The sequence below is a fragment of the Nocardiopsis sp. FR4 genome, from assembly GCF_009830945.1.
Taxonomy (GTDB): domain Bacteria; phylum Actinomycetota; class Actinomycetes; order Streptosporangiales; family Streptosporangiaceae; genus Nocardiopsis.
This window is the reverse complement of the sequence record NZ_ML776456.1, coordinates 24,097-47,519: the sequence shown is the minus strand read 5'-3', so window position 1 is coordinate 47,519 and position 23,423 is coordinate 24,097. Positions and strand designations below refer to the sequence as shown.

Here is a 23,423-nt window from a genome sequence, read left to right as displayed (position 1 = left end):
AAGAACGTTGACGGCGCCTCAGAGCCTCCCAGCAGAAACCCTTCGCCTCCAGAAGATCACTACGTGTCACCACAAGCCTGGCGCGCTCTTTGCCCCCGCTTGGTCCGGGCATTGCCCTCACGCTCACGGTCCGAGGTGACGAAGGACAGCTCTTCGGGCAGCCTTGAAGACCCCAACGAACCCAGTTTGGCCCCTGCCCCACTGCAAGGTTTGGCTCCCTGAGCCCGGCGGGACCTCGCGATGAACAGTCCTCGCACAAAAGATGCCCAGGTCACAGCCTTCTCTTACGGCAGTGGCAAGCACCCGGGAAGACAAAACGCCCAAGCTGTACATTGATCACATGGGCGATGAATGGATCAAACCTGGCGAACTGACCACTCGCAAAGAGGTGAAGGCCCACTGGGGAGGCGGGCAAGGCCAGGGCATCCATCCTTGTGCAACCTCACCCAACGTGCTGCTCTACACCGACCCCGCCTCAGGCGAGAAGAGCGGTTACTACGATGGCTGGCTGCCCACCGAAGACGACAACGGCCCTGTTTTTGAGTACACAGGCGACGGCGAAGGAGATCAAGTCTTTCTTGGCACCTATGGGCCAAGAAACCGGGCCATTCTGTTGCACGTAGACGAAAAGCGCGCACTACGAGTCTTCAAAGCCGTGGGCACTGTTCCCGGCAGAAAGACCAGGATTCAGCGCTATGTAGGAAAGTTTGAACTAGACAAAGAGCAGCCTTACGTTATCCGGCAAGCCCCCAACAAGTCGGGCGCTCTCCGTCGCGTCATCGTTTTCCGCCTACGGCCGAGCGAAGAAATCAGCCCACTCCCCGAAGACGTCATCACCTCTTTGCCAGAAACCGAGATCCTCTCGGTTCCTGCTGACACCACAACCAGCAGGCTGGTAGAGCCAGAATCTTATAACGGAAAGCCCATCTCTAGGTCAGCTGTCCCGCGCACCAAGGCGAGCCGCCGAGAAGCCTCGCTCTGCGAAGATTTCCAAAAAATGCTCGAAGAGCACGAGCACGAAGTGAAAAGGTTCCAGATCAGAGTCGCCGACCTCTCCTCCAGCCTGCTCACTGACCTCTATGACATCAACTCCCAAGTGCTCTATGAAGCCAAAGGAACAAGTTCACGCGAAGCTATACGCATGGCCATTGGACAACTGATGGACTACCGGAGGCACATCACCCCGGACCCCACCCTGGCTGTACTGCTCCCAGAAGAGCCCCATGCAGATCTGCGAGACCTCTTGGCATCAGTCAACATCAACCTTGTCTACAAGCACAAAGATACCTTTATCGGTTGGCCAGTAGACACCCATACACAAAGTTAATAAGCCAAGGTCAAATTACCTCACTGAGGCACTTGGCCGTAGGCGCTTGATCAGGTCAGAGCCTAGGATGTCCGAAACTGGTGACCTTACAACTGGGTACGACCCATCAGGTGTCGAGTCGCTCCAACGCCGCACTTAGACGCTCCAGAATGCGCTCCCGATCCAGAAATTCTAGCGCCCCAAACAACGGAAGCCCGACCGTGCTCCCGATTACCGCGACCCGCACGGGAGAACGGCCAGGACACTCGCGTGGAAGGCGTCCCACTCAGCCTGGGTGTAGGCAAGGCTCGGGGAGTTGGGGGTGATGGTGTCGGTGAGGGTGAAACCGCCGTCGGAGAGGAAGCGGGCGCGCAGGCGTCTATAAGAGGTGGTGTCGTTGACGACCTGGTCGAGGAAGTACTCCCACTCGGCATGGGGAACGGTGAGCGTGGGCCCGCCGGGGTTCTTGGTGTCACCGACCTCGATCAGGCCCTCGCGCGGCGAGCGCACCTGGACACAAGTTGCTCCCGTGCTGCTGTAGCTCGACTTGCGCCACCTCATGTGCTGCTCCCTCAGGCGACGTGGGTACCTCGGCGGTTCCGAGGTACCCAGTACAGCTACGCCTGACGCGCCTTGAGGGTATTCAGGAGACCCGTCCACTCAGCACTGGCGAAAGCGAGGTGCCCGAGGCCGCGATGCTGGGTGTCGCGCACCAGCACGTTCCGCCCTTCGGCGACCTCCACGCAGTTTCCGCCACCGCCACCGGAGTAGCTGGACTTGTGCCAGGGCATGCGTTCGGCCTTCTCGGAAGTCACTTCGTGCCTCATCCTTCGTATCGTTCGCTACGGACGCGCTGGATGCTCTTGACGGACTCTTCAGGGTCCAGAGCCTGCTTCTGGAGCTGCTGGAAGATACGTGAGAAGAGCTCAATCTCGTGCTCTTTCTCCATGTAGACGGCTCCTGCTCGGTACTCGACGAGCACGACGTCATCGAAGCTCACGTTGGCCAATAGGTCGGGGAACTGCATGATGACGAAACTGCCCTCGCTGGCTGGATGGGCACCCGAGTCAAAGGGCAGGACACGCAGGTCTACGTTGGGCAGTTCAGCACGTTCCAGCAGAGTGGACAACTGCTCGCGCATGACCTGTGTCCCACCGACGCTTCGGTAGAGGGCGCTCTCGTTCACAACTGCTTTGAGCTGGAGAGGTGAGTCCTCGGTCAAGCGTTTCTGGCGTTGCAGGCGTACCGTGACGTGCGCTTCTACCTGTTCTTCCGAGCCTGCGTCGACGTCAGCAGAGATCACCGCGCGGGCGTAGTCGGCGGTCTGCAACAGGCCGGGGACCGTGCCGTCCTCGTAGTTCAGCACGGTGTGCGCCTCGGACTCCAACCCGACGTAGGACTCGAACCACTCAGGGATGTCCCGGTGTCTGTGCCACCAGCCGAGTTCTTTCTGTCTGGCCAGGTGGACGAGCTTGTCTCTGTCCTCCTGAGACAGCCCGTAGAACTCGCTGAGTACGTACACGACGGGTACCGGCCAGGGGTTCTCCGCCTTCTCATACTTGGTGAGCGTCCCTGGACTGATGTCGGCGTGACGAGCTGCGGTTCCACTCTTGATGCCCGCCCGGATGCGAGCGCGCTTCATGACACGGGCGATGGTGCGCCGGGTGACGCCTGCTGGGCTCTGCCCCACCGATGACCTCCAGGAGCCGGATGCGTCCAGTTTGGCGCATCTCTACCCAGAGGACCAACCTCCAGCAATCTCCTCTCGCGCAAATTTCCCTAGGACCTATTGCGCCAGAGAGTCACTGACTACATACTCATTGCTTGAGGGAGATCCTAACTTTGGGTCTCTTGACCAGAGGGGGTTTTGCTGTGAACAGCTACGGCGTACCGCGACCGAGGCGGGCGGGAGAGACGGGCGGGAGCGGGCTGCCGCGCCGGGATAGGACCAGCGCCAGGACCGGGGTGCGCCGGGCCTACTTCGGTTCCGAACCCAGCCAGGTGGCCCAGATCCGCAGCTGGTGCCAGCACGGAGCACGGGTGCCCGCGAACCGCACCTTCGCTTTGGTGATCGTGGTCAGCGAGCTGGCCACGAACGCGCTGACCCACTCAGCATCCGGACTGGCGGGCGGGCACATCTGCGTGGAGATGGAGGCGCTGGCCGTCCGGCTCATCCGCATCGCGGTCACCGATGACGGACCTCGCCCCGGCCAGCCCATCCGCTTCCCGACCCTGCCGTCCGAGGGCGACGCTTTGACCGTGTGCGGGCGCGGCCTGCGGCTGGTGGAGCGCTTGTCCACCACCTGGGGATGGGAGGGCGAACCGGGCAGGCCGCTCACCGTGTGGGCGCACATCGACCCCTACGCCCCCGTGCCCGAGACCGCCGAAGCGTAAGGGGTGCGGGGTGGGGTGGAACCGCAGCCACGACAGCGCCCAGTACGAGGCCGCCCGCCTACTCGATGAGTTCCACACCCGGTGGTGGGTGCTCTGGGGACCGGGGTCGCGCCGGTTCTTCGCCTTCTACCTCGGCCCGCACCACGTCACCCCGCTGAGAGCGACCACCCCTCAACGACTGCACGAGCTGATCCGCGCCGCCGAGCGCGAACTCGGCCACGACCGCCCGAGGCGGGAGGCGCGGCCCTTCCGGGGCCGGTGACACCCGCCCGCACCACAAAAGAAAGCGCCCCGCACCAGTGCTTGGACCCACCGGAACGGGGCTCGACCACCACCTGCAAGCACCAGGAGGAGACCGTGGAACACCACCCTAACGGCCGACACCGCAAACCCTGCCGCAGCCTGGCCGGGCGCCTGTGGGCCCTGACCGCCACCGCACTGGCCGTCGCGCTGGCCTACGTGTTCGTCCCCCCGACCCCCGCACGGGAGCGGGAGCGGACCGCCATCACCCCGCCTCCCCGACGACGCGAACCGCCGCCCGCGCCCGCACAGCACCACCCGCCCGTCAGGCACGGGGACGCGGGCGATCCCGACGAAATCGCGGGCGCCCTGGTCCGCCCCTACATGCTCCCCTTCCCCCGTCTCCCCCAAGGCGACCTGCTGGCCATACCCGCGCCCGCACCGACCGCCCCGGCAGCGGCCGAGGACCTCAGCGACCTGGCCGACGCCGTCCGCCGCTACCTGCACCGGGTCGGGTGAGCGCGATGACCGTGACCCTGTCCCCGCCCCGGCGGGCGGCCACCTGGTGGGACCACCGCACCTACCCCTCCCACCTGTCCCAGGTCAGCCGGGTGCGCGCCGACCTGCGCACCGACCTCGCGGGCTTCGACCCCGACCTGACGGACACCGTCCTGCTCTGCGCCGCCGAACTCGCCGCCAACGCCGTCAGGTACGCCCCCGACGGCAACGAGTTCCTGCGCGCCCTGGCCCTGGTCGACGACCACACCCTCTGGCTCGCCATCACTGACCAGGGAGGCGGCACCGGCCTCCCCCGCATCCCGGCACAGCGGTCCGAGGACGCATGGGCGACGGCCGAGGGCCAACGCGGCCTGCTCCTGGTCAGCGCCCTGGCCCGGGAATGGGGTTACTACTCACTCGGCCCGGGGAACACTCGCCTGGGGCTCGGCGTGTGGGCCGTCTTCGCCCCGGACCCGGCCCGGGTCCCGACCGGCCTCGGCCGCCTCGTCCTGACCCGCTGACCCACTGGTCGACCGGCGGGTGGTGTCCGCTCCGGATACCACCCGCGTGTGAACCCCGAGATTCACCCCCTGCAAGCTCTACCCATTGGTAACAATTGGGCCCAGGTGCCTTCCGCTCTCTGGCGAGTGTGATCGGGAGCACCCTAGGGTTCCACCATGGGTGTAATGCGTAAGCGTGTCCTCTTTCGTGTACTTCTGGGGCTGATCGCCGCGATCGTGGCGGTAGCCCTGGTCGTCGCGCTGCTGGGCGTCTGGACGGTCCGCCGGTCCTTCCCGCAGACCTCCGGCGAGCTCACCGTTCGGGGCCTGGAATCCTCCGTCACCGTGCTGCGCGACGAGTACGGCGTCGCCCACGTCTACGCCGACAACACCCACGACCTCTTCCTGGCCCAGGGCTTCACGCACGCCCAGGACCGCTTCTGGGAGATGGACTTCCGCCGCCACGTCACGGCCGGGCGCACGGCCGAGCTCTTCGGCGCCGACCAGGTGGACACCGACGCCTACCTGCGCACGATGGGCTGGCGGCACGTCGCCGAGCAGGAGTACGACCTCCTGGCCCCGGAGACCCGGGCCTACCTGGACGCCTACGCGGCCGGGGTGAACGCCTGGCTCGCCGAGCACGACGGCGCCGAGGCCAGCCTGGAGTACGCCCTGCTCTCCGCGCTCAACGGCGGCCACGAGATCGAGGAGTGGACCCCCGTCGACAGCCTGGCCTGGCTCAAGGCCATGGCCTGGGACCTGGGCGGCAACATGGAGCAGGAGACCGACCGCGCCCTGCTGCTCGACGCCGGGCTGACGGAGGAGCAGGTCGAGGAGCTCTACCCGGCCTACCCCTTCGAGGAGCACCTGCCCATCACCGACACCGACGAGCACGGCGGCGCCCCGCCCGCCGGGCCGGAGGCCGACACCTCGCGTGAGGCCGACGAACGGCGCTCCCCCGAGCTGCCCGAGGCGGCGGCCCCCGCCCTGGAGGGGGTGTCCGCGGCCGCGGCGGCGCTGCCGGAGCTGCTCGGTCCCAGCACCAGCCCCGACCTGGGCTCCAACTCCTGGGTGGTCGGCGGCGAGCACACCGAGAGCGGCCTGCCCCTGCTGGCCAACGACCCCCACCTGGGCGCCTCGATGCCCTCCACCTGGTACCAGATCGGCCTGCACTGCACCGAGCTGACCGAGGAGTGCCCCTTCGACGTCAGCGGGTTCAGCTTCTCCGGCTTGCCCGGCGTGATCATCGGCCAGAACGAGTCGATCGCCTGGGGCTTCACCAACCTCAACCCCGACGTCATGGACCTGGTCGTGGAGGAGATCGACGGAGGGGGCTACGTGGTCGACGGCGAGACCCGGCCGCTGGAGACCCGCGAGGAGACGATCCGGGTCGCGGGCGGCGAGGACGTCGACCTCGTCGTGCGCTCCACCCACCACGGACCTCTGCTGTCCGACGCCGCCGCGGGGGCCGACCTGGCCCGGATCGCCGAGGAACCGGAGCTGGAGGGCGCCGACGGCGGCGAGTACGCCGTGGCCCTGCGGTGGACCGCGCTCACCCCGGGCACCACGGCGGACTCCATCTTCGCCCTGAACCGGGCCCGCGACTGGGAGGACTTCCGCGAGGCGGCCAGTCAGTTCGACGTCCCGGCACAGAACCTCGTCTACGCGGACAACGAGGGCAACATCGGCTACCAGTCCCCCGGAGCGGTCCCGGTGCGGGAGAAGGGCGACGGCCGCTACCCGGTGCCCGGCTGGGACCCGGACTACGACTGGAAGGGGTTCGTCCCCTTCGAGGAGCTGCCCAGCGTGTACAACCCCGAGTCGGGGGTCATCGTCACCGCCAACCAGTCGGTCGTGGACGCCGACTACGCGTACCCGCTGACCGACGACTGGGACTACGGCTACCGGTCGCAGCGGATCAACGACCTGCTCTCCGAGGCGATCGCCGCGGGGCCGGTCACGGGTGAGGACATGTCGCGCATCCACATGGACTCCTTCCACGGCGGTGCGGTCGCCCTGGTCCCGTACCTGCTGGAGGCGGACGTGGAGGGGACCACCGCCCTGGCCCGGGAGCAGCTGCGCGACTGGGACCTGTTCACCGAGGAGGACTCCGCCGGGGCCGCCTTCTACCAGGCCACCTGGCGCCACCTGCTGCCGCTGCTGTTCGACGAGCTGGAACCGGTGGGGATGAGCGGCAGCTCGCGCGGGATGTACGTGGTCGGTCAGCTGCTGGAGGACCCGGACTCGGCCTGGTGGGAGGGCGAGGAGGCCAGCGGGCGCGAGGAGGTGCTGGCCGCGGCCATGGACGCCGCCGCCGAGGAGCTGAGCGGGCTGCTGGGCGAGGACCCCGCGGACTGGCGGTGGGGCGACCTGCACACCCTGACCGCGACCCACCATTCGTTCGGCACCTCCGGCATCGGTCCGGTGGAGTGGCTGTTCAACCGGGGCCCGGTGGAGAGCTCCGGCGGGTCCAGCATCGTCAACGCCACCGGCTGGGACCCGGAGCAGGGCTACGAGATCACCGCGGTGCCGTCGATGCGGATGGTGGTGGACCTGTCCGACCGGGACGCGTCCACGTGGGTGCACCTGACCGGCAACTCCGGGCACGCCTTCCACCCCAACTACGACGACCAGCTGGAGCCGTGGAGCGACGGCGGGACCCTGCCGTTCGCGGTCGGCGAGGAGGCCGTCCGGGCGGCCGCGACCGACGAGCTGGTCCTGCGGCCGTAGGAACCGGGGCCCCGCCGCGAGGCGGGGCCCCGTCAGTCCCGGTCGGCGGGTGCGAGGGGGAAGGTGACCCCGGTGAGCTCCTCCGACAGGGTCCACAGCCGCTTGGCCGCGCGTCCGTCCCACGCGGCCTCGCTGCGGCTGGCCAGGCCGGGCGCGCCGCGCGAGCCGCCCATGGCCTTGGGGCCCGCGTAGGCCGCGCCGGGCACGTCCTGGGTGGCGGCGAAGATCGTGGGCAGTGCGCCGTTGGCGGCGCTCTGCGCGAAGACCCGGTTGCCCAGCCGGGCGATCCCGCGGTAGAGGGCGTTGGCGCCGTGGCTCTGGAGGTTGGTGGCCGCGTAACCGGGGTGCGCTGCGGTGGCCAGCACCGGGGAGCCGGCCTCCTCCAGGCGGCGCTGCAGCTCCAGCGTGAAGAGCAGGTTGGCCAGCTTGGACTGGGCGTAGGCCCTGTAGGGGGTGTAGCCGCGTTCGAGGTTGACGTCGTCGAAGTCGATGCCCCGGGCCATGCGGTGCAGGTTGGAGGAGACGGTGACCACCCGGCCGGTGACGTGCTCCAGCAGGAGGTTGGTCAGGGCGAAGTGGCCGAGGTGGTTGGTGCCGAACTGGAGCTCGAAACCGTCCTCGGTGCGCCCCCGGGGCACCGCCATGATCCCCGCGTTGTTGACGAGGAGGTGGAGGTCGCCCTCCCACGCGTCGGCGAAGGCGCGCACGGACGACAGGTCGGCCAGGTCCAGGCGGCGCACCTCGGTGTCGCCGTCGACCTCCTTGGCCGCCGTGCGCCCCTTGGCCTCGTCGCGGACGGCCATCACGACGCTCGCGCCCGCCCTGGCCAGCACCCGCGTGGTCTCGATGCCCAGGCCGCTGTTGGCTCCGGTGACGACCGCCGTGCGGCCTCGCAGATGGGGGATTCTGACCGCTGTGGTGTCCATTCGGACAAGGTAGGCGAGCTCCGTCAGGTTGTCCATGTCAACAATGCTGCCGTTGCCAACACCGGCTTATGCTGGACACATGGCCGACCGTCCCTACCACCACGGAGACCTGCGCGCCGCCCTGCTCGCCAGCGCCGAGCGGGCTCTGGCGGAGCGCGGTCCCGCCGCGCTGTCGCTGCGGGAGCTCGCCCGTGAGGCGGGGGTCAGCCACGCCGCGCCGGGCCGCCACTTCCGGGACAAGCAGGCCCTGCTGGACGCCCTGGCGCTGACCGGCTTCGAGCGCCTGACCGGGCGGCTGGCGGCGGCGGACGCCTCCGGGAAGGACGCGCGCACCCGGGTCTACGCCCTGGCCAGGGCGTATGTGGGGTTCGCGGTCGAGCACGAGGCCCTGCTCGACCTCATGTACGCGCGCAAGCACGACCCCGAGGCCTCCGAGCAGGTGGCCGCGGCCGTGGCGCGGCTGGTGGACATCGTGGTGCGGCCCATCCTCGACGGCCAGTCCTCGGGCGAGATCGTCGGCGACGACCCCGAGGCCGTGGCGATGACCGTGTCCGCGACCCTGCACGGTTTCAGCGCGCTCAAGTCCGCCGCGCCCCCCGAGGAGATCGACGCGCGGCTGGCCGACGTGGTCCGCGTCCTCTTCGAGGGCCTGGCCCCGCGCTGACCGGCGACCGGAGCGGGCTCCCCCGTGTCCCACCCCATCCCCCGCGACGGAAGAAGGTCCGCCATGGAGTTCTCCGGGAGCTTCGAGATCCACCTGACCCTGGCCGCGCCCGCCCCCGGGCGGGTCGCGGAGGCGGCGGAGTGGGCGCGGCGGCACGGGCTCAAGTTCACCCACATCGAGCTGGACCGCGGCGAGTCCCCGTCCCAGCCGATGGTCACCTACCACGCTGACCGGAGCACCCTGGAGCGTGAACTGGCCGTGGCGGAGAGGTGGTCGGACGACCTGGCCCGGGCGGGCTTCCCCGTCGTCCGCACCAAGGTCGAGGTGGACAGCGATAACGACGGGGTCCCGCGGTCCCGGGAGGCGGCGGAGCGGCTGCCGGAGTCGTGCTACTTCGAGACGCACGCCAAGCTCCTGCTCCCCGAGGGGGCCGATCTGGCGGCGCTGTCGGCGATCGTGGAACCCCTCCGCGCCCGCCTGTCGCGCAACGCGCGCCGGGTGCGTGAGGACGGCCTCCAGGAGCGGTTCGTCACGCAGCGGTGCTCGCGTGTGGGCCGCCGGGAGGCCCGGCGGTTCGCGGACGCCCTCTTCCGGGCCCTCCAGGCGGCGGGGGTGTCCTTCGACCGGGGGGAGGGACCGCGGCCCCGGGTGCTGTCGGTCGAGTCCGAGTTCGTCGTCCACGACAGCGCCCTGTCGGTGGACGCCGGGTGGATGGGCGCCGCACCGGTCCGCGGGGAGTCCGAGGTCCCGTCGGACGTCTACTCCCCGGGGAGCGAGCGGCAACGCCACCCGGACACCTTCGTACCCAACACCCGGGGCCCGGAGGTCCGCCAGGAGAAGGTGTTCGACCCCGCGCTCAAGCACCTGGACTTCGCCTTCGGGGCGGGGGAGCCGGTGTTCGCCGACCCCGGGACGGAGTCCCGCTGGTGGGAGGCCCACCGGAGGGCGATGGAGCTGGCCCTGCGCGCGATCGCGGGCACGCCGTGGCGCGAGCACCTGGTGCTGCGCGGCAGCATGCTCATGCCCGTGTGGGCGGGCGGGGCCGCCCGGCGCCCGCGCGACCTGGACTTCGTGGTGGTCCCCGCCGGGACCGCCCCGTTCGGGGACCCGGCCGACCGGATGTTCGCCGACCTGGTGGAGGCGGTCACGGGCGCGGCCGGGGACGGGATCGCCTTCGACGCGGACGGCGTGGCCCTGGAGGGCATCTGGACCTACGACCGGGTGCCCGGGCGCCGCCTGGTGGTCCCGTGGCGGGCCGGGGGCCTGCCGCCGGGCACCGTGCAGGTCGACGCGGTGTTCCACGAGTCCCTGCCCGAGCCCCCGGTGACGGTCGCGGTGGCCGGGACGGAGGTGCTGGCGGCCAGCGCCGAGCTGTCCCTGGCGTGGAAGGTGCTGTGGCTGTACACGGACACCTACCCGCAGGGCAAGGACCTCTACGACGCCGTCCTGCTCGCGGAGAACGCGACCCCTTCGCGTGAGCTGCTGGTCACCGTGCTGCGCCGGGAGCTGGGCGAGCGGGCCGAGGCCGTGGACGAGCGCCACCTCCGGGACGGGGACGCCTTCGCGTCCGACGCGTGGGAGCACTTCGTCCGGGACTGCCCGTGGGTGGCGGGCGGACCGGACGCGTGGCTCGACCGGTTCGAGGCCGCGCTGGCGCCCGCCTTCCGGCGGGGGTGACGCCGGGCCCCGGGGCCGTGGCGGAGCGCCCCCGCGAACCCGCGGTAACAGTCCCGGGCGTTCGTTCCGCCCGGTCCTTTTCTGGTTCTCGGTACCAGCCAGAGGCGACGCACCGACAATCCGGAGAAGCCGTCCGGATCACCGAAGTGAAATACGACACACACCACGAAAAGTGCTCTGAACTGCCTGTTCGCCGAGCCGGGAAACTGACCGAAACCGGCCTTTGGAGACCTTTTCCGCACGTGTGTGCATCGCATACGCTACAGAACACTCACTCGGAGGCGTGGGTCGACGCACCGCCGCCACCAGCCCTCTGACCCGGGCCGACCGCAACCCTCCTCGCCGAACGGTGATCGGGGTCCGCGTCGCACGCGTCCGTTACGGACTCCCCGGGGACCCGCACCACCAGGGGGAAGTACGAACAGCCAGAACAGCAGGATTTCCGCCGTGCCTTACGGCGGGGACGGCGTCGCTCCTTCACCGACGAGCCGAACGGCGTTCACCTCTTCTCGCACGGCAGACCAGATCACCGTACGTTTAAAGAATGGACACGACCGTCACATGCATGGTAAGGACTCGGCCTTTCCGGAATCCCGGAAGGATGTTCTCTCCCCCTATCCGGAGAACTCCCCCGCCGATTCCTTTCTGAGAAGGAGTCCGCGGATCGTCGGAGCCCTCTCGGCGCGCCTGGAGGCCGAGGAGAACCCCCTCCGGACCGATCCCGGAATCCGCCCCCGCCTCACCGCCTGGGCCGCCTCCGTGATCGACGACTGCGCCTGGAGCCTCCACCACGGACGCCCCTGCCTCCGCGTCAACCGGATGACCGAGACGTACTGGGCGGAGGTGGAGCAGGAGCCGTGGGCCGCGCACCCCCGGCACACCAGCCAGGCGGCCCGATTCCTCTTCGAGGAGATCGCCGCCGCCCTGCCGCAGGAGACGCCGTTCGCGAGCGTGCGCCCCGCCCTGGTCACCGCCCAGAGGAACACCACCCTGCGCGTGGAGGCCGCGCAGATCCGCGCCAACGCCCGTTTCCTGGCCGAGGAACAGGCCGCCAACCAGGAGTTCCGGCGCTTTCTCGCCCGCGAACTGCACGACCGCCTCGGTAGCTCCGTCAATCTCGTCAGCCGGCAACTGGAGCTGTACGAGCTCCTGGCCACCCGGCCCTCGGACGAGAACGCCCACGGGCGCCTGCGCGCCCTCAAGGCCGCCCTGTCCGAACTCAACCAGCAGCTGCGCGCGCTCATATCCGACCAGCGGCGCAGCGAGCGCGCGGGCTCGCTGGAGACCGCTCTGCGCTCCTACGCCGACTCGCTCGACCTCACCGTGCCCGAGGTCCGCTTCGACTTCAGCGGAGAGGAGTCCTGGGTGCCCCCGCACTTCCTGGACGAACTGTTCCTCGTACTGCGCGAGTGCCTGCGCAACTCGGTACGCCACGCCAGGGCGGAGCACGTCCAGATCGCCGTGCGCTTCGACAGCACCGAGGTCCGTGCGATCGCCCACGACGACGGTGTCGGCTTCGACGTCGAGGCCCAGCTCACGCGCGGCGGCCAGGCCTCGACCGGCCTGACCTCGCTCTCCGAGCGCGTCACCGCCCTGGGCGGACGCGTGCGGTTCCTCAGCACGTCCGGGGAGGGTACGCGCACGCTGATCCTCGTCCCCATCACCCCATCCCCGACCGGAGCGGAGGCCGCACGATGATCCGCATCGCCGTGGTAGACGACCACCACCTGCTGCGTGAGGCCCTGTGCGACCTGTTACGCGCCCAGTCCGACCTGGAGGTGGTCGCCAGCGTCGGCTCGACCCGCGCGCTGGTCCCGAACGTGATCGCGGCCCGTCCCGACGTCGTCCTGCTCGACCTGGAGATGCCCGGGCACAACCCCCGCGAGTCGGTGCGGGAGCTGCTCCGCCGCGCCCCCGACACCCACGTGGTCATCCTGAGCATGCACGACGACTCCGCCCTGGTGAACGACCTGCTCTCGCTGGGGGTGCGCGGCTACCTGCACAAGACCGTGGACATGGTGACCCTGATCGCCGCGATCCGGGGGCTGCGCGATCCCGACCGCACCACGGTGGTGGTCTCCTCCGCCAACTGGCGGCGGGGCGAGAGCGCCGACACGGTGCTCACCAAGCGGGAGATCGAGGTCCTGGAACGGGTGTCCGAGGCGATGAGCAACCGTGAGATCGCCCGGAGCCTGGACATCACCGAGGGCACCGTGAAGCGGCACATGCGCAACATCTTCGAGAAACTCGACGCGGTCTCGCGCATCGACGCGGTGAACAAGGCCGTCGAGGCGGGCGCCCTGTCCTCCCGTCAGAAGACGGCCAAGGCCCGCTTCTGACGGCCGCCCGGCCCCGGTCCCCCGGGGCGCCCCCGTACCTCCTTGGAGGTAGGAAGGGTGTCCCCTTGCGGGCAATCCGCTTGTGGGGGCACCCGGCCGGACCTAGATTCCCCGTGTGACCGCTGGTCGGACCACGGTTTCCCACGAGCTAGGAGAGACACGATGCTCCGCTTCACGATCCTCGGCCCCCTGGAGTTGGAGGCGGGCGGCGAGACCCTGCGGCGCGGGCCCAAGGTCACACGCCTGCTGGCCCTCCTGCTCGTGCGCGCCAACCAGACCGTGAGCGTGGACACCCTCGTGGACGAACTGTGGGAGGGCGAGCCGCCCGCCACCGCGGTCCGGACGGTCCGCACCCACGTGTACCACCTGCGCGGCGCGCTGGAGCGCTCCTGCGGTACCCGGGACGCGCGCAGGGTCCTGCGGACCCAGGGGGCGGGGTACCGGATGGAACTGTCCCCGGACGAGCTGGACCTGTTCGCCTTCCAGCAGCTCGTCGGACAGGCACAGGTCCTGTCCGCCGAGAAGCGCCACGCCGAGGTGGTGGACCGCGCCGAACAGGCGCTCTCCCTGTGGCGGGGACCGGTGCTGTCCGACGTGCGTCCGGGCCGGGTCCTGGCCGGGCACGTGGCCCGGCTGACCGAGACCCACACCCGGCTCCGGGAGCTGCGGGTGGACGCCTCGCTGCGCCTGGGCAGGCACCGCGAGGTGCTTCCCGAACTGCGCGACCTGGTGAACGTCTACCCCCTGCACGAGGGGTTCCACGCCCAGCTCATCGACGCGCTGCGCCGCTCGGGGAGGCGCGGGGAGGCCCTGAGCGCCTTCCGCGCCGCACGCGACACCCTGCACGAGCAGCTCGGCCTGGAGCCCTCCGAGGAGCTGCGCCGCCTCCAGCACGCCATCCTCGCCGGGTCCTAGGTTTCCTCCCCACGGGAGGGCGATGCCTCTTTCGAGGTATGTCGGAACCCCCGTGAAGCTGGTTGACTGCTCACCGGGGAGGGCGGAGACCGCACCGCCTGCCCTGACGCCGTCACTCACGGCGTTCACCCCATGACGAAGAGGGGTCGACCGGTTCGGCCTCGGACCTCCTCGGCGTCAGAGCCGAAAACCCGAAGCGGAAAGCGAGCCACACGTGCGCATCTCGGATCTGAGCGAGAGGGCATCGGTGCCCGTCAGCACGGTTGAGTACTACCAGAGGGAACGGCTGATCGCTCCGCCGACCGGGAGGTACGGGTACCGCCCCGAGGACGTGCGCCGTCTGCGGCTGGTCCGCGTCCTGGTGGAGGTCGGCGGGCTGAACCCCGGCCAGGTTCGCGAACTGCTGGAGGCCATGGGGGCGGAGGGGCGGACGCCGCACGAGACCTTCGGCCTGGTGCTGCGCGCCCTGGAGCACCCCCCCACCGGCCGGGACCCCGGCGTGGAGCCCGTGGACGACGAGGCCTGCTTCCTGGCCAGGAGGATCGCGAGGCGGCACGGGTGGACGGTCGACCCCGAGTCCGCGTCCTGGAACACCCTGCTCAAACTCCTGCGTACGCTCCACTGGCTGGACGAGGCCGACACCGAGATCGTGGTCGAGGCGTACGCGGCGGCCGCGGAGCGGCTGACCCGGGCCGAGATCAGCGTCCTGGGCATGTACGCGGACCAGGACGCGCTCGTGGAGCGGCTGGTGCTGTGGACGGTGTTCGGGGACCCCCTGCTCGCGTCCCTGCGCCGGATCGCGCGCCAGGACCGCTCCCGGCGGGTGTTCGACCGCGAACCGCTTCCGGACGAGCCCGGATCAGCGCTCTGAGAGCACGACGCACGAGGGACTGGCCACCGGCGTGGGGGCGCCCACCGGGGCCAGCCTCCCCCCCTCCGACACCCGGTAGGCGGTGACGGACTGCCCCGCCTGGTTGGCCGCGTAGAGGTAGGCGCCGGAGGGGTCCAGGGCGATGGCCCGCGGCCAGCGCGTCCCGGGCCCCTTGGTGGTGACGGGCTGGGACTCGATCAGGCGCAGGCCGGCGCCCTCGTCGGTCACCGCGTAGGAGACCACGGTGTCCAGCCCCCGGTCGGCGGTGTAGACGAAGCGCGCGTCCGGGCTGACGAGCACGCCGGAGGGGGCGTTGCGCGGGTCGGCTCCGGGCGAGGCGACCGGGACGGAACCGCCGAGGGCCAGGGCCCCCTCGTCCGCGTCGTACTCGCAGACCGTGAGGGTGGAGCTGAGCTCGTTGGACACGTACAGGTGGCGGCCCAGGGGGTGCGGTGCGGCGTGCCGGGGCCCGGCCCCCTCGGCGACCAGCGTCCGGGACCGCTCGGTGAGCCGCCCGTCGCGGGGGTCGAGCGCGTACACGTACACGTGGTCGTTCCCCTTGTCGGGGACGACCACGTCGTGGGTGCCGGGGAGGAACAGGCACATGTGCGGGTGCGGCGCCGCCTGCTCCACCCGGTCGGGGCCCGAGCCGGTGTGCTCGACCAGGTCCAGGAGCGCGCCGATCGAACCGTCCTCCTCCAGGGCGTGGACCGCGACGCTCGCCGAGTCGTAGTTGGCGGTCATGAGGAACCGGCCGTCGGGATGGGCCGCGAGGTGGACGGGGGTGGCCCCCTCGGTGGGCACGGCGTTGAGCGGGTCGAGCCCCCCGTCCCCGCGGACGCGGAAGGCGTGGACGTGGCCGTCGTCGGTCTGGCTGACCGCGTACAGGACGTCGCCGCCGGGGCCCAGGGTGAGGTAGGAGGGGTTCTCGATGCCCTGCTGGTAGCCGTGCACGCGCAGTGACCCGTCGGCGCCGACGTCGGCCAGTCCGATACCGGGGAGTCCGGGCAGTCCGTACTCGCCCGCGGTGAACCCGCCGACGTAGGCGCGGCGGGCCGCGGGCCGCGGCGGACCGACCGCGGCGGACCGGGTGGCGAACCAGGCCAGCGCGCCGGCCCCGGCCGCCGCGGCGGTTCCGAGGAGGGTGCGCCTGTCGATGCCGGGGCGGCCGGTGTCGTTCAACGTCTGTCCTTGTCGGTTGGGGGTCACACGGACGAGCCGACGACCAGTCCGGAGAGGAGGACGACGGCCAGTCCGGTGCCGCCGACCGCCAGGAGCAGGTGGGCCCACAGCGGCCACCCGCGGGTGGCGGGAAAAATCCGCAGTACGGCCGCGGTGGCCGTGGCCGCGGCCCACCCGGGCACGGCCAGGCGCAGCGCGACCTCGCCGTTGAGCAGGACCTCGTCCCGGGCGGAGGCGCAGGCCAGGGGGGAGCAGTCGGGGGACGCCTCCGCGCTGGCCAGGAGGGCGCCCGCCGCCAGGGCCGCCGTCGGCGCGAGGAGGAGGAGCACCGTGAGCGCCGCGTAGGGCGACCGGCGGCGCGGGCGCGCCCCCTCCCCCGGCGCTCCCCGCGGCACCGGGCCCCCGGAGGCCGGGGACCCGGGGGCCAGGCGTTCGGCGAGGAGGACGGCGGCGGCCGTGGGTGCTCCGAACAGGAGCCCGAACAGCCCGCCCTGACCGGTCTGGGCGAGCAGGTGCCACAGGGTCTGCGCCGCACCGCCCGCCGAGCCGCCCGTGAGCAGGCCCGCCGCCGCCCCGGTCAGCGCGGCGGCGGCGAAGGCCGTCACCGGGACCGACCAGGCGCCGACGGGGGAGCCCGTCCGCGCCCCCGGGCGCAGCAGCGGGTGCAGGGCGGCGACCGCCACGGCGACCAGCGCCGCCAGGTCCGGCCAGGGGGTCGTGATCCGGCCGGGCAGGGGGAACCCCCAGTCGGCCGCCGTCGCGGTGAGCGGACCGGTGCGGGTGTCCCAGTCGGAGAACAGCCCGGCCGTGAGGGCGACCGCCACCGCCCCGGCGGCGGCCGTCCAGGGGAACGCGCGGGCGGCCGCGGACGCGTTCCTCATCCGACCGGGTCCATCGGCTTGGCGGTGTCGGCGGCTCCGACGGCCCCGGGGGGCCCGGGCTCCGCGTCCTCGCGGAACCCGTACCGGTTCCACAGGCGGGCCAGGGGTTCGGGAGACCACCAGGCCCAGCGGCCCAGGAGCCTCATCGTGGCGGGCACGAGCAGTCCGCGCACGATCGTGGCGTCCACCGCGATCGCGATGGCCAGCCCGATGCCGATCATCTTCATGAAGACGATCGAGGAGGTGACGAAACCGGACACCACGATGATCATCAGGAGTGCCACGCCGGTGATGATCCGGCCGGTGCGCTGGAGGCCGACCGCGACGGCCTCGGTCTCACCGACCCCCCGCTCCCACTGTTCACGCACCCGGGACAGGAGGAACACCTCGTAGTCCATGGCCAGTCCGAAGGCGATGGCCACGATCAGCACGGGGAAGTTGGCGTCCACCACCCCCACCGCGTCGAAGCCGAACAGCCCGGCCAGGAAGCCGTGCTGGAAGATGAGCGTGATCGCGCCGAAGGCCGCCGACAGCGACAGCAGGTTCATCACGATCGACTTCAGCGGCAGCAGGACCGACCCGAAGGCCGCGAACAGCACCAGGTAGGACACGGCGGCGACGAACAGGAGCATCCACGGGGCCCGCTCGCCGATCATGTCCACGATGTCCACCCGGGAGGCGGGCATACCGGTGATCAGCGACTCCGCGTCCGCGGGCGGCCCGACCGCGCGCAGCTCCTCCACCATGGCGCGCGCCTCGGGCGACATGGGGTCCATGGTGTAGGCCAGGGTCACGCGGGCCTGGTCACCGGTCACGCCGGTGACCTCGGCCGAGGCCACCCCGTCCACGCCGGCGAGGCGCTCCGCGTACGCGTCCAGCTCGTCCGCGGCCTCCCGGGCGGGTCCGGGCAGGGTCACGGCCGCCGTCATGACCTTGGTGGGATCGGTGTCGAACCGCTCCTCCAGCGCGGTGGAGACCACCCGGGCCTCGGAGTGGGCGGGCAGGACCCACTCGCCGGGGCGCGCCCAGTTCGCGGTGAGGAAGGGCGCCCCCAGCCCGAGCAGCAGCGCCACGAGGAGGACGGTGACGGCGACGGGCCGCCGCATGACGGCGTGCGCGACGCGGTACCAGCGGTCCTGGGTACCGGGTGCCTTCTCCCGCGGCCAGGGGATGCGCCACCTGTTGACGTTGTGTCCGGCCAGGAAGAGCAGCGCGGGCAGGAGGGTGACCGAGCTGAGCACCGCGAAGACGACGACGGCCACGCCCGCGTACCCCATGGAGCTGAGGAAGCGGGCGGGGAAGAGGATGAGTCCGGTGAAGCAGATGGCCAGGGCCAGCCCGGAGAAGGCGACGGTGCGTCCGGCGGTGGCGGTGGTGCGGTGGACGGCGTCGGCCACGTCGGCTCCCGCCGCCAGTTCCTCCCGGAAGCGGCTGACCATGAACAGGGCGTAGTCGATGGCCAGGCCCAGGCCCAGGATGGTGATCACGTTGATCACCGAACCGGCGATGTCCACGGAGTAGGTGAGCACGCGCAGCACGACGAAGGAGCCGAGCGCGGTGACGGCGCCGACCGCCAGGGGGAGTGCGGCGGCCACGGGGCTGCGGAAGATCAGCACCATCACCACCACGAGGATCGGCAGTGACAGCATCTCGGCACGGGCGATGTCGGCGCCGGTGAGCGCGTTGACCTGCTCGGTCATGGCGGTGACGCCGCCCAGGCTGACGCTGAGGCCCTCCACCTCGACGTCGTCGGCCACCGCCTCCAGCAGCGCCACCCGCTCCTGGTCGTCGGAGGTGTCGAACTGGATGGTGGCGTAGGTGGCCCCGCGGTCCTCGGAGACGTACTCCTCGGAGCCCGTGGAGAAGTAGGAGTCGAGCCGTTCGATCCCCTCCCGGGGCACGCCCTCCAGGGCGGCCTCCACCCGGTCCCCGAACCCGGGGTCGTCCACGGTGAGGTCGTCGCTCTCGTACAGGACGACGACGTCGACCGCGTTGCGGCCCAGCTCTCCGGCGAGGATCCCGTCGGCCCGCACCGACTCGCTGTCCGGGTCGTCGAAGCCCGCGCCCCCGGTCAGGGCGCTGAGGGCGCCGGTCCCCCACACCCCGCCGAACACGGCGAGGAGGACGGCGAGGGACACGACCCACCACCGGTGGCGGACCGCGACCCTGCCAACTGCTGTGAACACGTGCTTTCTCCTTGGTGATGCCGCGGGGACCGGCCGGGGCCCCGTCGGCGGCGGGTGGGTCAGGCCGCTCCGGGAGCGGCGGCCCCGACCGTGGCGCCGTCCTCGCGCGCGGCTCCCACGGCCGAGGCCAGGGCGGGGACGTCGTCGGGCACGGCGACGGAGGCGCGGCCCGTACCGGGGCTGATCCGCCGGGTGAAGCCGGTCAGGACCCTGCCGGGTCCGAGCTCGACGAGCAGGTCCGCGCCCAGGCGGCCGGTGAGGGTGCGGACGCCGTCGAGCCAGCGCACGGGGCTGGTGAGCTGGTCGAGCACGAGGCCGGGCCACCGGCCCGGGTCGGTGTGGGGTTCGGCGTCGACGTTGGCGACCACCGGAACGGCGGCCGGGCGCAGCGCGACCCCGTCCAGGGCGCGGCGCAGGCGCTCCTCGGCGGAGGCCATGAGCGGGCTGTGGAAGGCGCCGCCGACGGGGATGTCCACGACGCGGGTGGCCCCCTCGTCCAGGGCGGCCCGGGCACAGCGGGCGACGCCCTCGGGGGTGCCCGAGACCACGCTCTGGAGGGCGGAGTTGAGGTTGGCGACCCACACACGGGCACCGTCACGGCGCAGCGACGCGGTCAGGTCCAGGACGGTGCGCGCGTCCAGCCCGAGGACGACGCCCATGGTGCCGGGGGCGGCGGCGCACGCCTCGCGCATGGCCTCACCGCGCGCGACCACCAGGCGCACCCCGTCGTCGAAGGACAGGGCGCCCGAGGCGACCAGGGCGCTGTACTCGCCCAGGCTGTGCCCGGCGACGGCGACGGGCGCGGGAACGGGCAGCGCCTCGCGGACCTCGGCGTGCACGACGCTGGACAGGACGAACGTGGCCAGCTGGGCGTTGTCGGTGCGGCGGAGCGTGTCGGCGTCGGCGTGGAGCAGCAGGCCGGCGACGTCCCGGCCGCTCACCAGCGACGCCCGCTCCACCAGGCGCCAGGCGGGTGTGCGCTCCCACGGGGCGCCCATGCCCGGTGCCTGGGATCCCTGTCCGGGGAAGACGTAGGCGATCTGGGACACGGTGGTGGCCTCCTTCACGGCACGTGGGGGCGGGGCCCGGGACGGTCGTCCCGGGCCCCGTGTCGGTCGGTCAGGAGGAGACGGGCTCCTCGTCGGGGGTGAAGGGGCGCAGGTCCAGCTCGACGGCGCCGATCTGGAGCATGAGGAACAGGTCCTGGCGGCAGCCCCAGTGCTCGACGACCTTGCCGTTCTCGACCCGGTAGATGTGCATGTGCTCGAAGGCGACGTCGGCGCCGGTGGCCTTGATGCCGAGGAAGTCGCGGACGTGGCGGCCGGTGAAGCGCAGGTGGATGACGGCCTTGTCGCCGTCGGCGAAGCTGTCGATGCGGTCCCACCGGGCGTCGGCGAAGACGCTGTTCATCCACTTGGCGGTGCCCAGGTAGCCGTCGGGGCCGCCGGGGGTGCCGGGAGGGGCCTCGTGGTCGACGAACTCGTCGGCCACGTACGTGTGGGCGACCTCGGCGTCGAGCTCGTTGAAGATGTCACCCATCTTGTGGGCGATGTCCAGGGTGGTCTGGGACTGGGACACGGGTTGCTCCTTCTGTCGTGCGTCTGTCGGACTGTGGGGGCTGCGGGGGCTGCGGGGGTCAGCCGATCTCGGCTCCGCCGTTGACGGGGATGTTGGCCGCGGTGACGTAGCCCGCGGCTTCGTCGGCGAGGAAGCGCACGGCGGCGGCGACCTCCTCGGCCGTTCCGGCGCGGCCCAGCGCGGTGCGCCCGATCAGGTCCTCGCGGCGCGGTCCGGCCAGGTCCGCGGTCATGTCGGTGTCGATGAGGCCGGGGGAGACGACGTTGGCGGTGATGCCGCGCTTGCCGACCTCGCGGGCCACCGAGCGGGCGAGGCCGATCAGCCCGGCCTTGGAGGCGGCGTAGTTGGCCTGGCCCGGGGCCCCCACGGTGCCGGTGAGCGAGGAGACGTAGATCAGCCTCCCCCAGCGGGCCCGCACCATGTCGGTGAGGACGGCGCGGGTCACACGCAGGGCACCGACCAGGTTGGTGTCCAGGACCTCGGTGAACTCCTCGTCGCTCATGCCCAGGAGGAGTCCGTCGCGGGTGATCCCCGCGTTGGAGACGAGGACCTCCACGGGCCCGTGGTCGCGGCGGACGCGCTCGACCGCCTCCTCCACGGAGTCGGGGTCGCTGACGTCGCAGCGCACTCCGTCGAGTCCGGCGGGTGGTTCCTCCCCGCGGTGGGTGACGACGACCTTGTCGCCCTGGTCGGCGAACGCGCGCGCCACGGCCAGGCCGATGCCGCGGTTGCCCCCGGTGACGAGGACGCGGCGGCTCATCGGACGGCTTCCGTGGGAGAGCCGACGAGGCGGGCCAGTTCGGCGGCGGCCCCGGCCGTGTCGCGGAAGTGGATCGCGTGCCAGCCGGCGGCGCGCGCCCCCTCGCAGTTGCCCTCGTTGTCGTCCACGAGCACGCACCGCTCGGCGGGGACGCCCGCCCGGCGCGCGGCCAGCTCGAACATCCGGGCCTGGGGCTTGCGCGCGCCGACCTCGAAGGACATCACGACGTCGTCGAAGAGCGCGTCGGGGTCGACCATGCGGCGCCAGTGCCCGTCCCAGGTGGGGACCATGTTGGAGAGCATGCCGACGAACACGCCCCGTGCCCGCAGGGCCGTGAGCTGCTCGACCCAGGCCAGGTTGGTCTCGCGGTCCTCGAACCAGTCGTCGGCCAGGGTGGTGATGCGGCGGTCGACGCCGTAGCGCTCGCGCAGCAGGGCGCCGATCCGGGCGAGCCACTCGGCCTCGGTGACCATGGGCGTGTCGATGGGCTCCATGTAGTCGCTGGTGCCGAAACTCTCGGTCACCTCGCCGATCACCGTGAGCAGGGCGTGGGCGTCGATGTCCATACGGGCGCAGAACTTCTGCATGGTCTCGGCGATGGGCGGGGTCAGGACCCCGCCGAAGTCGGTCCACACCGCGGTGACTCGGGGTGCGTTCATCGTGGGGTCGCCTCCGTGCTGAGGTGGGACGTGTCGGTGAGGGCCAGGGACAGCTCGGCGACGGTCGCGCCGTCCTGCTCGAGGCGCACCTCGCGCTCCCCGGTCGCGGGTGCGTCGGCCGGCGTCCGGGCCCGGACGGGGGAGGTCAGTTCCGCGAAGCCGGTGAAGGCGGCCCGCAGCCCGGTCACGTGCCGGGTGCCGGGTGCCGCGGGGCCCCCGCCGGTGCGGTCGGGGAGCGGCGCGGCCAGGACGAGCTGGCGGGCCGCCTCGGCGAGCACGGCGGCGGGCAGGTGGTCGTAGGAGTGGTCGAACAGGGACGGGTTGTCCCAGCGGGGCCGCACCTCGGCGGAGAGGACGCCGTCGCGCGTGACGGTGTCCGCCAGGACCACGTTGAGGGGGTTGGTCCGGCACACGCTCGCGGGGGACACGTCGGTGGGCGCGGCGGTCATGTCACTGGTCCGGGGCACGGGTCCGCCGAGCTGGGCGCGGCGGACCGCCTCGTACTCGCCGGGGGTGAGGAACAGGACGTCCATGCTGTGCGTCCCGGCACGGACCCCGTCCACGTGGAAGACCTGGTCCACGCGCCCCGCCCGCACCCGGTCGCGTCTGCGGCGCACCACGGTGAAGCGGTTGTCGATCACCAGCTCGCCGGGACGGTCGCCGCACAGCAGGGCGGCGGGGTCGGTGTCGATGGCGAACCGGTCCACGATCATCTGGGTGCCCTCGCGTGCGCCCATGTGGGCGTGCGTCCCGGCGATCGCGGCCTGGCGCCCCGCCTCCAGGACCAGCAGCACGTCGAAGACCGCGGGGGTCTGGGTGTGGTCGCTGAAGTAGCCGTGGTTCAGGGGGAGCTGGGCCGCGGCCACGACGTCGGTGTCCGACACCGGGCGCAGGTCGGTGACGAAGACCTCCGAGACAGCGCTCCGGTGCACCAGCGTCCGGTCGAGGGTCGCCTTGAAGCCGAGGTCGGCGGGTATTCGCCCATCCATTTCCGAAACGGAAGTCATTGCACCGCCTTTCACAATCTCATTGACCTTTTCCGCCAGCTTCGCATCAGCGGATAGAAGTCTGGTCAACCCCCGATCAAAGTTGGCCTGGTACCACTTTCGATGAAGAG

25 protein-coding genes are annotated in these 23,423 nt (G+C 71.2%); 12 read left to right on the top strand and 13 right to left on the bottom strand.

Features of this window, described 5'->3' with window-relative positions; genetic code table 11:
- Positions 1-292 precede the first annotated feature (292 nt).
- Positions 293-1,327 carry an SRA domain-containing endonuclease gene (locus tag FYW95_RS03890; protein WP_159943587.1) on the top strand — a complete coding sequence of 345 codons (1,035 nt, stop codon included), beginning with the start codon at positions 293-295 and terminating at the stop codon, positions 1,325-1,327.
- 106 nt (positions 1,328-1,433) lie between these two features.
- Here the strand turns inward: FYW95_RS03890 and FYW95_RS27980 are convergent, their stop codons facing one another.
- The 4 genes from FYW95_RS27980 to FYW95_RS03870 are packed head-to-tail and all read right to left on the bottom strand — an operon-like array spanning position 1,434 to position 2,948.
- A complete protein-coding gene (locus FYW95_RS27980; protein WP_370463237.1) occupies positions 1,434-1,553 on the bottom strand; it encodes a hypothetical protein in 120 nt (39 codons plus the stop codon).
- Entirely contained in the window at positions 1,538-1,867 is a 330-nt protein-coding gene (locus tag FYW95_RS03880) for a DUF397 domain-containing protein (protein WP_159943589.1), read from the bottom strand. The genes FYW95_RS27980 and FYW95_RS03880 overlap by 16 nt, the downstream gene beginning before the upstream one ends.
- A gap of 56 nt (positions 1,868-1,923) precedes the next feature.
- Positions 1,924-2,133, bottom strand: coding sequence for a DUF397 domain-containing protein (locus FYW95_RS03875; RefSeq protein WP_159943590.1), 210 nt, complete (start codon positions 2,131-2,133; stop codon positions 1,924-1,926).
- A complete protein-coding gene (locus FYW95_RS03870; RefSeq protein WP_159943591.1) occupies positions 2,130-2,948 on the bottom strand; it encodes a helix-turn-helix domain-containing protein in 819 nt (272 codons plus the stop codon). The genes FYW95_RS03875 and FYW95_RS03870 overlap by 4 nt, the downstream gene beginning before the upstream one ends.
- 230 nt (positions 2,949-3,178) lie before the next feature.
- Between FYW95_RS03870 and FYW95_RS03865 the strand changes: the two genes are divergently transcribed.
- From FYW95_RS03865 to FYW95_RS03845, 5 genes are all read left to right on the top strand, one after another.
- Positions 3,179-3,700: an ATP-binding protein gene (locus tag FYW95_RS03865; RefSeq protein WP_370463236.1), complete on the top strand. Its 522-nt coding sequence runs from the start codon at positions 3,179-3,181 to the stop codon at positions 3,698-3,700.
- 10 nt (positions 3,701-3,710) lie between these two features.
- On the top strand, positions 3,711-3,962 hold the full coding sequence (locus tag FYW95_RS03860; RefSeq protein WP_159943593.1) for a hypothetical protein: 252 nt from the start codon (positions 3,711-3,713) through the stop codon (positions 3,960-3,962).
- A gap of 95 nt (positions 3,963-4,057) precedes the next feature.
- Complete coding sequence (locus FYW95_RS03855; RefSeq protein WP_236567888.1) at positions 4,058-4,459, top strand: hypothetical protein; 402 nt, start codon at positions 4,058-4,060, stop codon at positions 4,457-4,459.
- A gap of 5 nt (positions 4,460-4,464) precedes the next feature.
- The gene (locus FYW95_RS03850) at positions 4,465-4,959 is read left to right on the top strand and encodes an ATP-binding protein (protein WP_159943594.1); all 495 of its coding nucleotides are present in this window, start codon (positions 4,465-4,467) and stop codon (positions 4,957-4,959) included.
- Positions 4,960-5,124: 165 nt separating this feature from the next.
- A complete protein-coding gene (locus tag FYW95_RS03845) occupies positions 5,125-7,668 on the top strand; it encodes a penicillin acylase family protein (RefSeq protein ID WP_236572048.1) in 2,544 nt (847 codons plus the stop codon).
- Positions 7,669-7,700: 32 nt separating this feature from the next.
- Here the strand turns inward: FYW95_RS03845 and FYW95_RS03840 are convergent, their stop codons facing one another.
- Positions 7,701-8,630 (bottom strand): oxidoreductase, encoded by a 930-nt coding sequence (locus tag FYW95_RS03840; protein WP_236572046.1) that lies wholly within the window; start codon positions 8,628-8,630, stop codon positions 7,701-7,703.
- Positions 8,631-8,673: 43 nt separating this feature from the next.
- On the opposite strand from FYW95_RS03840, the gene FYW95_RS03835 reads away from it, so the two are divergent.
- The 6 genes from FYW95_RS03835 (at position 8,674) to FYW95_RS03810 (ending at position 15,060) form a co-directional block, all read left to right on the top strand.
- Positions 8,674-9,258 (top strand): TetR/AcrR family transcriptional regulator, encoded by a 585-nt coding sequence (locus tag FYW95_RS03835; protein WP_159943596.1) that lies wholly within the window; start codon positions 8,674-8,676, stop codon positions 9,256-9,258.
- A gap of 63 nt (positions 9,259-9,321) precedes the next feature.
- Positions 9,322-10,935 carry a nucleotidyl transferase AbiEii/AbiGii toxin family protein gene (locus tag FYW95_RS03830; RefSeq protein ID WP_160049997.1) on the top strand — a complete coding sequence of 538 codons (1,614 nt, stop codon included), beginning with the start codon at positions 9,322-9,324 and terminating at the stop codon, positions 10,933-10,935.
- Positions 10,936-11,754: 819 nt separating this feature from the next.
- Positions 11,755-12,633, top strand: a complete 879-nt coding sequence (locus FYW95_RS03825) for a sensor histidine kinase (protein ID WP_159943599.1) — start codon at positions 11,755-11,757, stop codon at positions 12,631-12,633.
- On the top strand, positions 12,630-13,274 hold the full coding sequence (locus FYW95_RS03820) for a response regulator transcription factor (RefSeq protein WP_159943600.1): 645 nt from the start codon (positions 12,630-12,632) through the stop codon (positions 13,272-13,274). The genes FYW95_RS03825 and FYW95_RS03820 overlap by 4 nt, the downstream gene beginning before the upstream one ends.
- A gap of 162 nt (positions 13,275-13,436) precedes the next feature.
- Positions 13,437-14,189, top strand: coding sequence for an AfsR/SARP family transcriptional regulator (locus tag FYW95_RS03815; protein ID WP_159943601.1), 753 nt, complete (start codon positions 13,437-13,439; stop codon positions 14,187-14,189).
- A 214-nt stretch (positions 14,190-14,403) separates the two neighbouring features.
- Complete coding sequence (locus FYW95_RS03810) at positions 14,404-15,060, top strand: MerR family transcriptional regulator (RefSeq protein WP_159943602.1); 657 nt, start codon at positions 14,404-14,406, stop codon at positions 15,058-15,060.
- Here FYW95_RS03810 and FYW95_RS03805 read toward each other — a convergent pair.
- The 8 genes from FYW95_RS03805 to FYW95_RS03770 all read right to left on the bottom strand — a co-directional run bounded on the left by FYW95_RS03805 (position 15,049) and on the right by FYW95_RS03770 (position 23,295).
- Positions 15,049-16,242, bottom strand: coding sequence for a lactonase family protein (locus FYW95_RS03805; protein ID WP_159943603.1), 1,194 nt, complete (start codon positions 16,240-16,242; stop codon positions 15,049-15,051). The two genes, FYW95_RS03810 and FYW95_RS03805, sit on opposite strands and share 12 nt — an antisense overlap.
- A gap of 23 nt (positions 16,243-16,265) precedes the next feature.
- Positions 16,266-17,123 (bottom strand): hypothetical protein, encoded by an 858-nt coding sequence (locus tag FYW95_RS03800; protein WP_160049996.1) that lies wholly within the window; start codon positions 17,121-17,123, stop codon positions 16,266-16,268.
- Complete coding sequence (locus tag FYW95_RS03795) at positions 17,120-19,309, bottom strand: MMPL family transporter (RefSeq protein ID WP_160049995.1); 2,190 nt, start codon at positions 19,307-19,309, stop codon at positions 17,120-17,122. Before FYW95_RS03795 ends, FYW95_RS03800 begins: the two co-directional genes overlap by 4 nt.
- Before the next feature lie 59 nt (positions 19,310-19,368).
- Positions 19,369-20,358: an ACP S-malonyltransferase gene (locus FYW95_RS03790; RefSeq protein WP_201294668.1), complete on the bottom strand. Its 990-nt coding sequence runs from the start codon at positions 20,356-20,358 to the stop codon at positions 19,369-19,371.
- A 70-nt stretch (positions 20,359-20,428) separates the two neighbouring features.
- Positions 20,429-20,887 (bottom strand): ester cyclase, encoded by a 459-nt coding sequence (locus FYW95_RS03785; RefSeq protein ID WP_236567891.1) that lies wholly within the window; start codon positions 20,885-20,887, stop codon positions 20,429-20,431.
- 58 nt (positions 20,888-20,945) lie between these two features.
- Entirely contained in the window at positions 20,946-21,647 is a 702-nt protein-coding gene (fabG, locus tag FYW95_RS03780; protein WP_159943606.1) for a 3-oxoacyl-ACP reductase FabG, read from the bottom strand.
- Positions 21,644-22,306, bottom strand: a complete 663-nt coding sequence (locus tag FYW95_RS03775; RefSeq protein WP_159943608.1) for an HAD family hydrolase — start codon at positions 22,304-22,306, stop codon at positions 21,644-21,646. Before FYW95_RS03775 ends, fabG begins: the two co-directional genes overlap by 4 nt.
- Positions 22,303-23,295: an AfsA-related hotdog domain-containing protein gene (locus FYW95_RS03770; protein ID WP_159943609.1), complete on the bottom strand. Its 993-nt coding sequence runs from the start codon at positions 23,293-23,295 to the stop codon at positions 22,303-22,305. Before FYW95_RS03770 ends, FYW95_RS03775 begins: the two co-directional genes overlap by 4 nt.
- Positions 23,296-23,423: the final 128 nt, after the last annotated feature.

What these genes read in the sequence shown, in the direction of transcription:
- FYW95_RS03880 (WP_159943589.1), bottom strand. Translation starts at nt 1,867, where the DNA reads ATGAGGTGGCGCAAGTCGAGCTACAGCAGCACGGGAGCAACTTGTGTC.
- FYW95_RS03875 (WP_159943590.1), bottom strand. Translation starts at nt 2,133, where the DNA reads ATGAGGCACGAAGTGACTTCCGAGAAGGCCGAACGCATGCCCTGGCAC.
- FYW95_RS03870 (WP_159943591.1), bottom strand. Translation starts at nt 2,948, where the DNA reads ATGAAGCGCGCTCGCATCCGGGCGGGCATCAAGAGTGGAACCGCAGCT.
- FYW95_RS03850 (WP_159943594.1), top strand. Translation starts at nt 4,465, where the DNA reads ATGACCGTGACCCTGTCCCCGCCCCGGCGGGCGGCCACCTGGTGGGAC.
- FYW95_RS03845 (WP_236572048.1), top strand. Translation starts at nt 5,125, where the DNA reads ATGCGTAAGCGTGTCCTCTTTCGTGTACTTCTGGGGCTGATCGCCGCG.
- FYW95_RS03840 (WP_236572046.1), bottom strand. Translation starts at nt 8,630, where the DNA reads ATGGACAACCTGACGGAGCTCGCCTACCTTGTCCGAATGGACACCACA.
- FYW95_RS03835 (WP_159943596.1), top strand. Translation starts at nt 8,674, where the DNA reads ATGGCCGACCGTCCCTACCACCACGGAGACCTGCGCGCCGCCCTGCTC.
- FYW95_RS03830 (WP_160049997.1), top strand. Translation starts at nt 9,322, where the DNA reads ATGGAGTTCTCCGGGAGCTTCGAGATCCACCTGACCCTGGCCGCGCCC.
- FYW95_RS03825 (WP_159943599.1), top strand. Translation starts at nt 11,755, where the DNA reads ATGACCGAGACGTACTGGGCGGAGGTGGAGCAGGAGCCGTGGGCCGCG.
- FYW95_RS03820 (WP_159943600.1), top strand. Translation starts at nt 12,630, where the DNA reads ATGATCCGCATCGCCGTGGTAGACGACCACCACCTGCTGCGTGAGGCC.
- FYW95_RS03815 (WP_159943601.1), top strand. Translation starts at nt 13,437, where the DNA reads ATGCTCCGCTTCACGATCCTCGGCCCCCTGGAGTTGGAGGCGGGCGGC.
- FYW95_RS03800 (WP_160049996.1), bottom strand. Translation starts at nt 17,123, where the DNA reads ATGAGGAACGCGTCCGCGGCCGCCCGCGCGTTCCCCTGGACGGCCGCC.
- fabG (WP_159943606.1), bottom strand. Translation starts at nt 21,647, where the DNA reads ATGAGCCGCCGCGTCCTCGTCACCGGGGGCAACCGCGGCATCGGCCTG.
- FYW95_RS03775 (WP_159943608.1), bottom strand. Translation starts at nt 22,306, where the DNA reads ATGAACGCACCCCGAGTCACCGCGGTGTGGACCGACTTCGGCGGGGTC.
- FYW95_RS03770 (WP_159943609.1), bottom strand. Translation starts at nt 23,295, where the DNA reads ATGGATGGGCGAATACCCGCCGACCTCGGCTTCAAGGCGACCCTCGAC.